Here is a 14262-nt window from a genome sequence, read left to right as displayed (position 1 = left end):
GGGGGGAATCGACGGTGATAAAAATATCATTGCGTTAAGCGGCTTTGAGTTACGACCCATAAGGCACTTTTTATCCTCTATCGTCAGCAAGAGCTAGCCAAAGTGCGAAGTGGTGCTCATTTCGGCCAGGGAAGCAATTTCAGCAAAGCTTGACTAATTTTGTTGCATCTTGGCAGGGCAAGAATAAAATTGCGTGTTTGTGTTTCTGAAGCCTACTAACGATTGACCATGTCTACTACTCAGTCAGCAACTTTTTTTACCCAGTGTAATGCTTTTTTGCAACGGAAGGGGGTAACACTCTCTCCTAGAACCTATTTCATCCATGCGATGAGTTTTATGGCATTGGGACTGTTTTCCTCTTTGCTTATCGGTTCGATTTTGAATACCGCAGGGATTAAATTTGGTATCCCGTTGTTTACCGATACGTTATGGCCGCTGGCGAAGCAAATGACCGGTCCTGCGATAGCGGTTGCCGTGGCTTTCGCGTTAAAAGCGCCGCCTTTGGTGATGTTTTCGGTAACGACGGTGGGAGCCGCAGGGGCAATGCTTGGTGGGCCTGTCGGCGCGTTTGTCTCCGCCTTGGTTGCCACCGAGCTTGGAAAACTTGTCGCAAATGAGACCAAGGTCGATATTCTTGTAGCGCCGGCTGTGACTATGGTCAGTGGGGTCTTGGTCGGAACCTTGATAGGGCCATATATCAGCCAGTTTATGACATCGTTGGGCGATCTTGTGATGTCAGCGACGTTATTACAGCCATTTTTGATGGGAGTCGTGGTCGCTGTGTTAATGGGTATGGCATTGACTCTTCCTATTAGCAGTGCCGCTATCGCTATTATGCTAAGTCTTAACGGTCTTGCGGCTGGGGCGGCGACAGTAGGCTGTTGCGCCCAGATGGTCGGTTTTGCGGTTATGAGCTTTCGCGAGAACCGCTGGGCCGGGGTGATGGCCCAAGGTTTGGGTACCTCAATGCTGCAAATGCCGAACATTATTAAGAACTATAAGGTTTGGATCCCGACAATTTTGACCTCTGCCATTCTTGGCCCTATTGCGACGACGGTATTTGCCGTTGAGAATACGCCATTGGGGGCCGGTATGGGGACATCGGGTTTTGTCGGCCAAATTCAGACTTTTATTGCTCTTGAAGCTGTCGGTTGGGACAGCATGACCATGTACAGCGTAATTTTTATGCTGCACTTTTTGTTTCCTGCGTTGCTCACGTTGTTCTTTTCTGAATTGCTAAGGAAGGTGGGCTGGATCAAGCCAGGTGATCTTAAGTTGAACTTGCAGTAATGATTGACCGCAAGTCATTTACTCATATAGAAAATTAAGAAAATTTGATATAAATCTGACATTCACTTTCCTTACACTGATACTTTAGTAGCTAGCAATTGGATGTTGTGATTTTCGGTTGCTCAACGTGGATGGCTTACAAGGCTGTAGTGCTGCTCAGTGAGGGAAAGAATTCCAGAACTTATGGATATTGTGATATGGCATCTTGGAAATTATCGTTAGTTGCAGGTTTAGTGATAGGTGGTTTGCTAACAACCGCAGTATGGCATCGTTCACCGCGACCAACTCAAGCGGAATTTGAACAGCTTCAGAACCAAAATCAGCAGCTAGTTGCGGAAAAATCAGCTATCGAACGGGAGTTTGAAGACTATCAAACCCAGAGTGCACTCGATATCGAGCAAGTACGAGCAGAGCTGGAAGCGTCACAGCAAGCAATTGAACTGCAGAAGGCTGAGTTTGAGAAACAAATCATGGCATTGACGAGTCAGCAAAAAAAACTGACAGTCACAAAGAAGAAGCTTGATACCCAGGTGGTAAAACTGACCAGTACTGCCGAGCAGCAAAAAGCAGTATTGGATAATTCAAAGGCCTTGTATCAGCAACAGCTGTTACTGCAAAAACAGATAGTTGCGGCTAAGGCTGATGTCAAGAAGGCTGAGCAGGTGGCGGCGGAATTCAAGCAAGCCTGCGATGAATTCAAATCCGGCACCAGTTGGAATTGGGTTTCACAAGCTGACTGTGACAAGTATGAAGCACGGCTGAAGGTAGTCGAAGGTGAGCAAGCCCAGCTTGCAGCATTGGAGCAAGAGTTGGACGTCCTCAATCAGCGTATAGAGATTGAAATTCCACGACCGAATTAATTGAATGAAAGAGGCGAGCTAAGGCTCGCCTTTTCTTTAGGAGTTTGTATGGATAACCTGTTCGATACGATACCGGCTTCTCTGCCTGAGGAGCTGTTTGAAGACATTCTCAAGACAAGCTCTATGAGGATTGAGCGTATAGTCTCTCGAGGACATACCACTCCCGAAGGAGACTGGTACGATCAAGATGAAGGGGAGTGGGTTATGGTCGTGAAGGGAAGCGCAAGAATCCTATTTGAAGAGGGGATGCGAGAGATCTCTATGGCTGCTGGTGACCATATCAATATTCCCGCCCATCAGCGCCACAGGGTATCTTGGACCGACCCTGAGCAGGAAACAATTTGGCTTGCGGTGTTCTACAGCAACAATTGAGGTGTCTTTGTAGCGAGGGGCAGGGATCCCCTCGCAAAGCGGCAGTGACATAGGGAGGGTTAATCTGTCAGGTCATACGAAAGCGTTTTTGCTAGCGCTTCAGGGTAGTCACGTTCGAGGGCCAACTCGATGGCGTAGTCTTCGATATCCTTGGCTGAAAGTGACCGCGTCACAGGAAAGGCTTGCGTAATGCTCATTTCACCAGTCTGTGCTTGAAATAATCCTTCAGAGTGCAGTTGCTCAACAATGCTGTTTGCTGCCGACAGTGCCGAAGAGGCTTTTACGATCTCGGTACGGGCATAGCGTTTGCCTGCGAAGGAAACATCTGCGGCACGCAGGGTAATGTCGTCACCAGGTATCTGCTGCGCTCCAAAAAGGGGCTTTCCGCCTACTGTGGCCGTTTTGTAATTGGGTACAAAACGGGACATGTGGTTGATAGCTCGCGTCGAACGGGTGTGGATTTCCTGATTTTCCCAACCAGACTTTATTTTGCGAATGAATCCATCGGCAAGTTTGGGCTGTGAGCTGTTCGGGGTGCTTCTTGCCAGGCCCTGTTTGAAGAGGGTAATGTCCTCGGTCATGCCGTGAAGCTGAAAGTAGCCGTCTGGGTATGGGGTCAGCTGTGCCATTCCGTCAGGGGTTCCACGCTCGCCGTGAAAAATCACTTCAGGCCAGCATCCCTGGCCATCCGGCCACTGAGTCACATAGGCGGCTTTGAATTCGACAAGCCGGCTTCGCTGCTGCTTGGCCATATCATCTATTTGGCCGGTTTGAAACCCACACGCGTTGATTAGGTAGTCAACCCTGAGTCGGTGCGTCAAATAATCTTGGCGGTCATTATCGTATCGCTGGTATTCAATTTGCCATCCTGAGTCGGCCAGTTGGGATACATGTGTCACTTTGCTCTGGGTATGTATTTGGCTGGTTGGCAGTTTGTCCAAGGCCAGGTTGGCGGTTGCGGCAAGGCGAAAAACACTCCAGCCATACTCCTGCACCAGTGCTAATGGGTACTTAAACTGGCTAAGGTCAAGGTTATTGGCAACGGGAATCATCCAGTCATCGAATGATACAGGGTGTGTCGGCATCGATTGTTGTGATAGCCGTTCTAAATCGCTTTGCTCATAAAGCTTGAAATAGCGGTCCGGGTGACCAATGACCTGGTTGGCCGGATCCTGTTCAACTAACTGGCGGTAAACGGACTGGAGCTTCTTCAGACGGGGAATAAGATCAGCCGGATCACCTTTGTCATGCTTAGGCACGGCAATGACTGTCGGGCGCACATTGACGGTATGCGGAAACACCTTCAGCGAGTCGATGGACTGTTGGAGAAGTACGATACATTGTTCATCTGATATTTCACGGTAAAGATTTCCGCCTGCGTGGAGATGGCAAATGGGCGGGCCGTTGACCAAACTAGTACCTTCTTCAAAAATCTCGACGTTGATACCCAACTCAGCCAAACGCAGCGCAATGGTAGAGCCTGCTATACCACCGCCAATAATGCCAACTGAGAGAGAGGAGCGATGATTATGCGGGAGAGCTATATCTTTCATATAAATGCGCGTCGTTACCATACAATGTCTAAGTTACACGATTTTACTGTGCCTAGATCACATTGAAAACCGAAAAAGAATAGGGACATTAGGATAATTGGTAAAGGAATGCAAAGTATTAACTGAACCTCCCACGATATCAGGTTGGTGATTTTTACTCGTAAATAGACAAAAAAGTACTAATTTGCAGGTATAAATTTGTAAAAAAACTGTTCTTTGTTCTACACCTAATTGGGTAGTGGCTAATAATAAATAAGGACAGTTAGTTATGTATAAAGTCTTCAAGATACTTCCGCTTGCCTTGCTGATATCCGGCGCTGTGCATGCTGCCACCGATAATCCATGGTATGTAGGTGCACGTATTGGTGGTACGACTTACGATAACCTCGATGGGGTGATTAAAGGTCAGAACGCCGACAAGGACGATTGGGGCGGTGGTGTGTTTGTGGGGTATAACTTCAACTCTTGGTTTGCCTTGGAAGGTGGTTATACCTATTTGGGGCAGGCAGACTACGCCGATGATGGCTTCGAAGTCCAAGGGCTGGACCTGCTGGGCAAGTTTACCTACCAGGTGTCAAATTCGTTTGATATTTACGCTAAGCTAGGTGGTTTTGTCGGAGATGCGGATAACGGTGTAGTAAATGATGACAATACAAACTTAGCCGGTACGGCGGGGGTGGGTATTGAGTACTTCTTTAATCGTGATTTATCTGCTCGAGCTGAATATCAATATTATAACCAGGTAGGTAAAACCGAATCTCCGGGCGAAAGCGACATTCATTTTTATGGCTTGAGCTTGGTTTATCATTGGGGGGCGCCAGCTCCCGTGCCTGTCGTAGAGCCCGAGCCGGAACCGATGCCAGAGCCAGTACCAGAAGTGGTTAAAGTGGAAGCGGTTGGAGCGGTGCTGCCATTTGCCTTTGACAGTGACAAGTTGACTCAGCGTGATATCGAGATGCTGCAACCGGTCGCGCAACAGCTGGTTAAATACCCGGATACTCAGCTTTATGTCGTAGGGCACACAGATAGTCGCGGTTCCATTGAATATAACCAAAAGCTGTCTGAAGATCGTGCCGCTGTTGTTGCCGGGTATGTTGGCAGCCATTTCGGCATTGATAAAACTCGCATTGTAGCCCAAGGTCGAGGTGAGCTAGAGCCCGTGGCAACCAATGATACAGAGGAAGGGCGTGCGCGCAATCGCCGTGTTGAAGTCTTTGTTCCGGGTTTTGAAGTGACCAAGTAGTTTCAGTTAGCCAATGTGACCGATACAAAAAAATCCAGCATCGGAAGATGCTGGATGTTTCCGTTATATGATTAATGGGTCAAGCAAGCTGTTGACTTAAACTGCTTTGACATTAGTGCCTTCAAGCTTAGCTTCTGCAGCCTTACAAGCCGCGGCGGTGAAGATAACGTCGGTTGAGCTGTTCAGGGCTGTTTCCGCAGAGTCTTGAATAACACCGATGATGAAGCCTACCGCAACAACCTGCATCGCAATTTCGTTTGGAATACCGAACAAGCTACATGCGAGTGGGATCAAGAGTAATGAACCACCTGCGACACCCGATGCACCGCATGCAGACACAGCAGCAACAACACTCAATAGCACGGCGGTAGCAACATCAACTTCGATGCCCATAGTTTGTACCGCAGCCAGTGTTAATACGGTGATAGTGATTGCGGCACCCGCCATATTGATGGTTGCCCCCAGGGGAATAGACACTGAGTAGGTATCTTCATGCAAGTCCAAGTCTTTACATAGCTGCATGTTCACTGGGATGTTTGCTGCAGAACTGCGGGTGAAGAAAGCCGTAATACCACTTTCGCGGATACAGCGAAGTACCAGTGGGTATGGGTTCTCTTTGGTTTTTACAAACACAATGATTGGGTTAACCACAAACGCAATGACAGCCATTGAACCCAGCAGTACCGCGAGTAGGTGGCCATAACCAAATAGGGCATCAAAACCAGTTTCTGCGAATGTATTGGCAACCAGACCGAAAATACCGATTGGTGCAAGGCGAATGACAAAGCGGACAATCAGTGTGATGCCGTTAGACACATCATGGAAAACTTGTTTGGTGGCATCGCTGGCTTGGTGTAGGGCAAAACCAAGGGCAATGGCCCATGCCAAAATACCAATAAAGTTGCCTGACATGAGGGCATTGACTGGGTTATCAACGATCTTAAATAGCAAAGTATTCAGTACTTCGGTAATACCTTCTGGCGGTGTTGCGCCCGTTGCACCGGTTACCAGAGTTAAAGTGGTTGGGAAAAGGAAACTCATGGTTACGGCTGTCAATGATGCCATCAAGGTACCGAAAAGGTACAACACAATGATTGGCTTCATGTTGGTGTGCGCGCCTTTCTTCTGGTTGGCGATAGAAGAGGCAACTAGAATGAAAACCAAGATTGGTGCTACGGCCTTCAGGGCGCTGACGAACAGGCCGCCAAGGAAGCCGACTTTTATCGCATTGGCGGGTGATAGCATTGCGAGGATAATACCGGCGACAATACCAAAAAGTATTTGTACGACGAGGCTACCGTTCGCAACTCGGGCTAGAAAGGGTTGTGTTTGATTCATAATACATCCTGCATATTTTATAGTTTTGACGCTAAGCATTAAATTTTGCCTGCGACACATTTTGTAACAGGAATTTTGGCACATTTCCATAGTCTATTAAAGAAACTTTTGGTTCACCAATATTTAACAATGCTTTTCTGCTTATTGTGAAGGCGTTAATTCTATTGGCCTGCTAAATGGCCGTTGTTAAGAATGGTTGGGCTTAAGCGATAGGGGATGTTAAAAAGCCCACTATGTAGTGGGCTTTATGGGCAATAACTTGCTGCTATTGAGGGGTTATGGGTTCAAGTGCACTTGACTTATTATTTGCAATATTTATGGTGTTTTCATTCAGTATTTGCATAATTTCCAGTGCCTTATTCTTGTCTTTGTCGTCAACTTGGTGCTTGTTTTTGCTGTAATGGCTCTTCATGATGTTTTGTATTGCAGCGTCTAGCTCTTCAAAGTGTGGGTGGTTCGGGTTCTGTCTCGACCACTGGTGAAAATAGCTCTGTAGTTGAACCGGTTGATTTTGCTCCAGAGACTTAATCATCCCAGCTACAGGGGAAAATGCTGGTTCATGATGTTTTGGGTCACTTTTTTGCGTACGCTGTTTGTTCTTATTCTTTTCGGTGAGCCAGAGTAGCACTGTCGCCACCCACAGTATGGCGAGACATAGGCTCAACCAAGGCCACCATCCACTGTCACGAATGACTTCCGTCTGGACATTACCCGGTGCCGATTCTGCATTGTCCAATTGCAATGCTTGAGGCGGTACGTAAGCCTGTGTACTTGGATCTCCTGGCAGAACAGTAAGTGTCAGGCCATCGATATTACTGGTTTCTTGCCGTGAAGTTGCCGTATTCCACCAGTTGATTGATAATGCTGGCAGCTTGATTTCACCGGCCTGGCGGGGAATGATCACCTGCTTGATGGTCATGAATGTGAAGTCATTATCACTGCCGTAAGTAGGGTTCTCATCATAAACACGCACGGAATCCGGATATTGCAGGTTCAGGTTGGGTAGGGAGCTTTGTTCGGCGTTCTTGATGCGTAAGGTGATAGTGCGGCTGACGGGCTCACCGACTTTTATTTCTTTCACATCAGGCTGCCATTGTTGCTCTAACTCAAGCGCTTCAGTGGGTAGCCACAAGCCTTGATAGTCAGCTGGTTTTGCTAATACAGATAAAGTTAAGTCGTCCGCCTGCTGCTCAAAAGGGATTTGAAGGGTTGAGCCAAACCCGCGGTTGCCTTTGATAAGGTTACCGGTAAATTTGGCACCGCGTAGCAGGATATCCCCGGCCTTGTTGGCGGTAATTTGATAATCTCGGGTGATGATCAGATAGCGGCGGCCATTAAGTACGGTCTCTACCTGGCGGTCTTCGCCAAGCTGCTTAACATTAAGGCCCTCGCCCGATGGCGCTTGAAGTGCCGCCTGGCTCATCTGTTCACCAATACGAATTCTTACGGTATAGCGGATGCTTTCTCCTACATAAAGTTGCTCTTTATTGCTCTCGGCCTCAATGTTAATTTCAGGCTTTGAAGGGCTGCTCGTCGCTGATTTATTGGCAGACTTCAGTACCGTCATGGTAATTGGGTCAGTTTCACTCGCACCAATTCGAAAACTTGGAATGGTAAACTCGCCGACTTCTTTGGCTGCAACGGCTATCTTCCATTCAGTTTGTCGGGTGACGACACCATTGACAAAGCTTGTGCCGCTGCTTATGGAAGGGGTTCCGTAATTAAAATCGGCATCTAGTACACTGAGATCAAGCGTATTGGTATTGACGTTGTCGTCGACACGGATGGTGAGCTGGAAGACTTCATTAACGCCGACAATGTTCTTGGAAACGGTCGCTATGGCTTGGGCAGCATGTGAGGAGAGTGAAAACACCATAAGCCAGCCAAGAAATATTCCCCTTAGCCAATAAAAAATACGTTGAGTTGAGCCTTGATAAAAGTTTAATACATTTAGATAAATCATATGCTTACCATGAATTCTCTGTTACTTCTGGGGCCTGTTTTTCTCTAGCTTGCAAGATGAGCTGAGCCCGGATCAGGGCGCTGGTATCGTTAGGCACTTGTTCTAATTTCTTCAGTACCGGGTCGCTGGCAGTGATGCTGTCTTGCGTTTCTTGGCCTGGTGAACCAGTCACAGCATCGGCGCTATCACTTTCATTTTGACTTTCATTGGTATTGTCCGCTTGGGGTGGTTGCGCAAGCGACGTCTGGTCTGATTGCTGCTGTTCGCTAGATGCTTGCGGCGGCTGATTCATCTTATTGCTCTGAGTTTCTTCAGACTGCTCTTGTCCTTGCTGGTTATTCGACTGCTCTGGTTGGTTCTGGTTCTTGATATTTTGGTTATCCTGAGATTGCTGATCATTTTGCTGAGAGCCGTCAGGTTGGTTTTGAGCTTGGTTCTGCTCAGATTCAGATTCAGATTCAGACTCAGCACCTTGTTGCCCCTGTTGTTGGTTTTGTTGCTGGCTTGGTTCATTTTCCTGAGATTGACTCTGCCCATCCTGTTGAGGCTGGCCTTGCTGTGATTGTTGATCTTCCTGTTGCTGGTTCTGCTGCTGTTGGTTCTCTTGCTGTTCTTTTAATGCCTGGACCAGAGACAGGTTTTTCTGGGCATCGTGGTGATCAGGGTTGTTTTTTAGAATCGATTCATACAGTGATTCGGCCTGGTCCAAATTGCCGGTTTGGGCGTAGGCATTGGCAAGGTTGTATTGGGATTGTTCGTCCTTAAGCGAAGAGAGAGTTTCAATTGCACTTTCATAATCTCCAGCCCGGTACTGTGCAGCACCTCGCCATGACGGAGAGGAAAATTGCTCGGCAGCGCCCGCATAGTCTTCCTGTTCGAACAGCTCGTAGCCTAGGCTGTCACTGTTGGTAAAGGGTGAGGACCAAACTGCAGCAAACGCATGATCTACGGGAGTGAGCATTAACACCGCTGCGAAGATGACGCCACGGCGGAAACCGAACAAGGCTAACAGCGTGATAGGGAGCAACAACCAGAAACCATTATTGATCCTTTCATCCAGCTCTTGACGCGCATCGGGACTGGTTGTGCTAATTGGTTTTTCAGTTGCTTTTGTCAGCGTGTCAATATCCAAATTGGTAGGTTGAGATAATTGAAAAACACCACCTGTCAGTTGTGCCAATTCACGTAGTGGGCCTATGTCAAGTTTATCGATAACCGTTTTGCCATTGCTGTTAGTCAGCAATGTGCCATCCGGCAATCTAATAGGTGCGCCTTGCGTCGTACCGACACCTAAAATTGAAAGCCGATACTGACTATTTTCGACAAGACGTTTGCTATCGCGGCTTTCTTTTTTGCTTAGGCCGTCAGTGAGCAAGATGATGTCGCCCTGTTGGTGCCCTGCTTGTTTTAGCAAGTTTATCGCTTCCTGAATACCTGCCGCCGCATTGCTGCCTTGAATTGGCATTATATCGGGGGATAGGTGGGGAATGAGATTAGACAGGGTCGAACTGTCTTTTGTCAGGGGGCTGACGATGTAGCCATCTGCGGCATAGGCGACCAAACCGGTACTACCTTCTTTCCAGCCGGGCAAGAGATCCAGGGCTTTGAATCTGGCCTGGCTGAGACGGTTCGGCGTTATATCGTCAGCATACATAGAGCGAGACATGTCCATTACCAGGACCCTGGCGCCAGAGAGGCTAAAGGCAGGAAGCGGTGACTTCTGCCAACTTGGCCCTGCAAGCGCCAGTATGGCCAAAGTCCACAGGATGCCTAGGGCTGGTAGGATTGAACGGGCCTGGTTCTTGTGTGAAATACCGAGCTTTTCGGCCAAATGTGGTGCAATTAGCCCCTGCTTGCGACTTTTATTGGCTAACCAGGGTAAGAGCAGCCCCAGAGGGAGAAGTGCGATCAACCAGTATGGATATAGGAATATGAAACTAACCATTGCGCTTTCTCATAACAACAATGATGACTGACAGCAAGAGAGACAATGCCAACGGAAAACGGAATAGCTCCTGACGAGGCCGCCATGTTTGCTGGGCGGTGTTGATAGGTTCTAACTGATCAATCATCTGGTAAATTTGTGCTAACTCCTGCGGGTTGCGTGCCCGGAAGTATTGTCCTCCTGTCATCTCCGCAATTTGGGTTAGCATCCTTTCATCAAGGTCGTGGGACGGGTTTATGGTACGGGTTGAAAAGAAGGTGCGTTGCTCCATCTCTTCAGCCCCTACGCCGACCGTGTAGATAGTGACGTCACTTCGGGCAGCGAGCTCGGCTGCTTCCAAGGGCTCAATCACCCCCGCAGTATTGGCTCCATCACTGAGCAAAATGATCACGCGCTGAGGGGCCTCGCTGTCAATGAATGTTTTAGTTGCGATCCCCAAGCCCTCGCCGATCGCTGTACTCTGGCCAATGAGTCCCAGTACCGTCCGGTCAAGCTGTTGCTGAACCGTGTTACGGTCAAAGGTAAGCGGTGTCTGCAAGTAGGCATGGTTGGCAAACAAGACAAGACCTAGCCGATCGCCATTTCGTTTACCGATAAATTGATGGAGTACATTTTTGACAGCGGTTAACCGATCGATGGCATCGCCATCTGCTGTGATCATGTCTTTGATTGACATCGAGCCAGATAAATCAACGGCCAGCATCATATCCCGGTGATCCGGGGTGATCTCGACCGGATCGCCATACCAAACTGGCCGTGAAAGAGCGGCGACCAGGCAAACCCAGGCTGTTGTCATCAATATTATCAGCCAGCGGTTCACTTTCGGCTTTTGACCGAGGCCGTCGGGTAGCTTGGGTAGTCGAATCGCTGAGGGTTGCGCCTTGGGCTTACTGGCAAAATATATGGCAGCAGGCAAAGGAAGCAGCGCAAAAGCCCAAAGCCATGTAAACTCAAACATTACCTGACTCCCCGTAAATATCCGGCTTGCTCAGAAAGTTGGCTTTACGGATCCACTTTTTGGCTTGTTGGTAACACATAGTAAACTGATCTTTGTCTAATGGAGCCGGGGAAAACAATCCGCGTTGCCAAGTCTCAGACAAACGGACGAACCCTCGGTCTTTTTCTTCTAGGTGCTGGTCGAGAAATAACAACCACGACTGGCCTGTTAGACCTGCAACGTGTTCGCGGCAATGGTAAGACATTGCCACTTGGCGCAGCAGTAAGTTGAGTTGATTGAAATCATCAGGTGATTTCAGTTCCGCCAAACGTTGTAAAGCCTCGCGCCTAGCTAAATTTTTACGTTGGTGCTTGATAACTACCCTTGCCAGATAGGCAATGCCAATTAGTGCAAGCGTCAGTATCACCCACCAACCCCATGCCAATGGCCACATTCCCGGTACATCAGGAAGGTGGATATCAGCCAGAGGAAGCGTGGATAAGGTTGAGGTATCAGCCATGCGAGCCTCCACTATGTACTTTGGCTCCTGGCTGGCCGAGTTGCTCCATCAAAGATTTTGCAGCAGACAGGAGGTGTAACGGAATAGCCAGGCTCTTGCACAATTCCTGAATGAACTGTTGATGTTGCTGGAATTGTTGGCTGAGACTGTCACGAGTACTTTGGGCGGAAAAGTCGAGCCATGTCGCCTGCTGGTCATCAGTCACGAACTCTATGCCGTTGAAAGAGGTATGGCCGAATTCAAGTGGGTCAAAGAGTTGTACGAATTGTAGCCGGTTATGCTGCCGAAGCTGGCTAAGCCGCCGTTTGTCTGTTTCTTGTAGCTGATAAAAATCGCTTAGCACCACAATCTCACTGCCTTTTGGGCAAAGGTGGTGGAGATGTTTGAGGGCATCGGAAAAGCTCACGCGTTTGTGATCAAAGTCTTCATCGCCACCTTCTTGGTGGGCATCTATTATGGCATTGATTACCGTCAGCGGTCCTTGTTGGCGAGCAGTCGGTTTGCATTCGTACAGACGGTTGCCGTTAAACACAATGGCTCCGATTCGGTCTTGCTCACTGACTGCAAGCCAACTTAGCAAGCTGGAAAAGTGGGCTGCTTGGACGGATTTTAGCAATAACTGCGTACCGAACTTCATGCTGGAGCTGACATCTACCAGCAGCATGACAGGCTGTTCACGCTCTTCGGTAAACAGCTTGGTATGGGTTTTTCCATTACGTGCGGTGACACGCCAATCAATGGCGCGAATATCATCTCCTGCCTGATAAGGGCGTACTTCGGCAAAGTTCATGCCGCGTCCTTTATGACGGCTTTGGTGCTGGCCATTAAGTTGTGACCAAACACTTTGGGCTGGTGGTAGCCATCGAACTGACTGGTTTTTGTATTGCAGAAGCTCAGCCAGGCAAAGGTTAACACCATCACTATGGGTAGGGAGTGTTGGAGTTAAGTCCTGTGAAGTCATGCGCAGGCAACCTGTGAAATCAGCTGTTCGATGATGGTATCAGGAGATATGGCTTCAGCCTGTGCCTCATAGCTAAGTAGCAAGCGGTGACGCAGAACTGGGTAAGCCATCAGCTGGACATCTTCGGGGGTAACAAAATCCCTTCCGCTTATCCATGCATGAGCCCGGGCACAGCGGTCAAGAGCAAGTGTTGCTCGTGGGCTGACCCCCATTTGTAACCAGTTGGCAAGCTGCTCACTGTAGCGATGAGGGTGTCTGGTCGCCATGATCAAGCGGATAATGTATTGCTCTACTTCCTCTGCCATATGGATATTGAGCACTTCTCTACGGGCAGAAAAAATTTCTTTCTGGGTGATTTTTACCGGTTCATCCGCAGTGATCCCCAAAGCCTCCCCCCGGTTGAGCCTCAGGATCTCCAACTCACTGCTTTCATCTGGGTATTCAACATTAAGCTGCAGTAAAAAGCGGTCCAGCTGTGCCTCGGGAAGTGGGTAGGTACCTTCTTGCTCTATTGGGTTCTGGGTTGCCATGACCAAAAAGAGCTCCGGGAGATGGTAAGTCTTACGTCCGGCTGTGATCTGCTTCTCTGCCATAGCTTCCAGCATTGCAGCCTGCACCTTGGCTGGTGCTCGGTTGATTTCATCAGCTAGCAACAAAGCATTGAATATGGGGCCTGGCTGAAAGGTGAAATCGCCGGTCTCGGGGCGGAAAATATCGGTTCCCGTTAAATCTGCTGGCAGAAGATCAGGGGTAAATTGAATACGATGAAAATTTCCTTCGATACTGTCAGACAGTACTTTTACCGCGCGTGTCTTAGCGAGTCCAGGAGGCCCCTCAACCAAGATATGGCCATCGGCCAATAATGCAATCATTAACTGTTTAACAAGATTTGGTTGACCTATGACCTGGTTATTCAGGTGTGATTGAAGGCGTTGAAAAGTCGTTGTCAACATGGGGAGTTATTTTCCTTAAATGAAACAGTCAAATATGAAAAATAAGACTGATAGAGCTGGCTTAAGTTCAGTGCCAAGGTTCAGTTGGTGATTAATTGGCCTTTTCTCATATTTTTCTGCTCGGTTCATTGGTGTTTTTTTAGTGACTATTGATGCACTTTTGCAGTGCAAAATTGCACAATAAAAACGCAAAATATAATTGCCACCACATTCTATTCCATTGTTTTTGCATATATAAAACATGGCACCTATCGTGCTGGCTTAAAATAACATTATTGACACATTTAAAGGTTTCGCCTTGTTTTGCGGTTTAACGTGATTCTATGC

The 14262-nt window shown here is 48.2% G+C and carries 12 protein-coding genes; 4 read left to right on the top strand and 8 right to left on the bottom strand.

Annotated elements, in window-relative coordinates; all coding sequences use genetic code 11:
- The first annotated feature begins 228 nt into the window (after positions 1–228).
- From PTW35_RS23530 to PTW35_RS23520, 3 genes are all read left to right on the top strand, one after another.
- Complete coding sequence (locus PTW35_RS23530) at positions 229–1290, top strand: PTS sugar transporter subunit IIC (RefSeq protein ID WP_281027708.1); 1062 nt, start codon at positions 229–231, stop codon at positions 1288–1290.
- Between the two features lie 107 nt (positions 1291–1397).
- Entirely contained in the window at positions 1398–2150 is a 753-nt protein-coding gene (locus PTW35_RS23525; RefSeq protein WP_281029131.1) for a chromosome segregation ATPase, read from the top strand.
- 48 nt (positions 2151–2198) lie between these two features.
- Positions 2199–2522, top strand: coding sequence for a cupin domain-containing protein (locus PTW35_RS23520; protein ID WP_281027707.1), 324 nt, complete (start codon positions 2199–2201; stop codon positions 2520–2522).
- A 59-nt stretch (positions 2523–2581) separates the two neighbouring features.
- On the opposite strand, the gene PTW35_RS23515 is transcribed toward PTW35_RS23520, so the two are convergent.
- Entirely contained in the window at positions 2582–4075 is a 1494-nt protein-coding gene (locus PTW35_RS23515; protein ID WP_281027706.1) for an FAD-dependent oxidoreductase, read from the bottom strand.
- Between the two features lie 268 nt (positions 4076–4343).
- Between PTW35_RS23515 and PTW35_RS23510 the strand changes: the two genes are divergently transcribed.
- Positions 4344–5318: an outer membrane beta-barrel protein gene (locus PTW35_RS23510; protein WP_281027705.1), complete on the top strand. Its 975-nt coding sequence runs from the start codon at positions 4344–4346 to the stop codon at positions 5316–5318.
- Between the two features lie 96 nt (positions 5319–5414).
- On the opposite strand, the gene sstT is transcribed toward PTW35_RS23510, so the two are convergent.
- The 7 genes from sstT to PTW35_RS23475 form a co-directional block, all read right to left on the bottom strand.
- The gene (gene sstT, locus PTW35_RS23505) at positions 5415–6656 is read right to left on the bottom strand and encodes a serine/threonine transporter SstT (RefSeq protein ID WP_281027704.1); all 1242 of its coding nucleotides are present in this window, start codon (positions 6654–6656) and stop codon (positions 5415–5417) included.
- A 265-nt stretch (positions 6657–6921) separates the two neighbouring features.
- On the bottom strand, positions 6922–8532 hold the full coding sequence (locus PTW35_RS23500; RefSeq protein WP_281027703.1) for a BatD family protein: 1611 nt from the start codon (positions 8530–8532) through the stop codon (positions 6922–6924).
- Between the two features lie 91 nt (positions 8533–8623).
- Positions 8624–10564, bottom strand: a complete 1941-nt coding sequence (locus tag PTW35_RS23495; protein WP_281027702.1) for a VWA domain-containing protein — start codon at positions 10562–10564, stop codon at positions 8624–8626.
- A complete protein-coding gene (locus PTW35_RS23490) occupies positions 10557–11522 on the bottom strand; it encodes a VWA domain-containing protein (protein ID WP_281027701.1) in 966 nt (321 codons plus the stop codon). Before PTW35_RS23490 ends, PTW35_RS23495 begins: the two co-directional genes overlap by 8 nt.
- Positions 11515–12021: a DUF4381 domain-containing protein gene (locus PTW35_RS23485; protein WP_281027700.1), complete on the bottom strand. Its 507-nt coding sequence runs from the start codon at positions 12019–12021 to the stop codon at positions 11515–11517. Before PTW35_RS23485 ends, PTW35_RS23490 begins: the two co-directional genes overlap by 8 nt.
- On the bottom strand, positions 12014–12982 hold the full coding sequence (locus tag PTW35_RS23480) for a DUF58 domain-containing protein (protein ID WP_281027699.1): 969 nt from the start codon (positions 12980–12982) through the stop codon (positions 12014–12016). Before PTW35_RS23480 ends, PTW35_RS23485 begins: the two co-directional genes overlap by 8 nt.
- Positions 12979–13935 (bottom strand): MoxR family ATPase, encoded by a 957-nt coding sequence (locus PTW35_RS23475; protein ID WP_281027698.1) that lies wholly within the window; start codon positions 13933–13935, stop codon positions 12979–12981. Before PTW35_RS23475 ends, PTW35_RS23480 begins: the two co-directional genes overlap by 4 nt.
- Positions 13936–14262: the final 327 nt, after the last annotated feature.

Source organism: Photobacterium sp. DA100 (assembly GCF_029223585.1).
In the GTDB taxonomy this organism is placed as follows: Bacteria; Pseudomonadota; Gammaproteobacteria; order Enterobacterales; family Vibrionaceae; genus Photobacterium.
The sequence above is the reverse complement of the archived record's forward strand: the minus strand, read 5'-3'. Positions and strand labels throughout refer to the sequence as shown.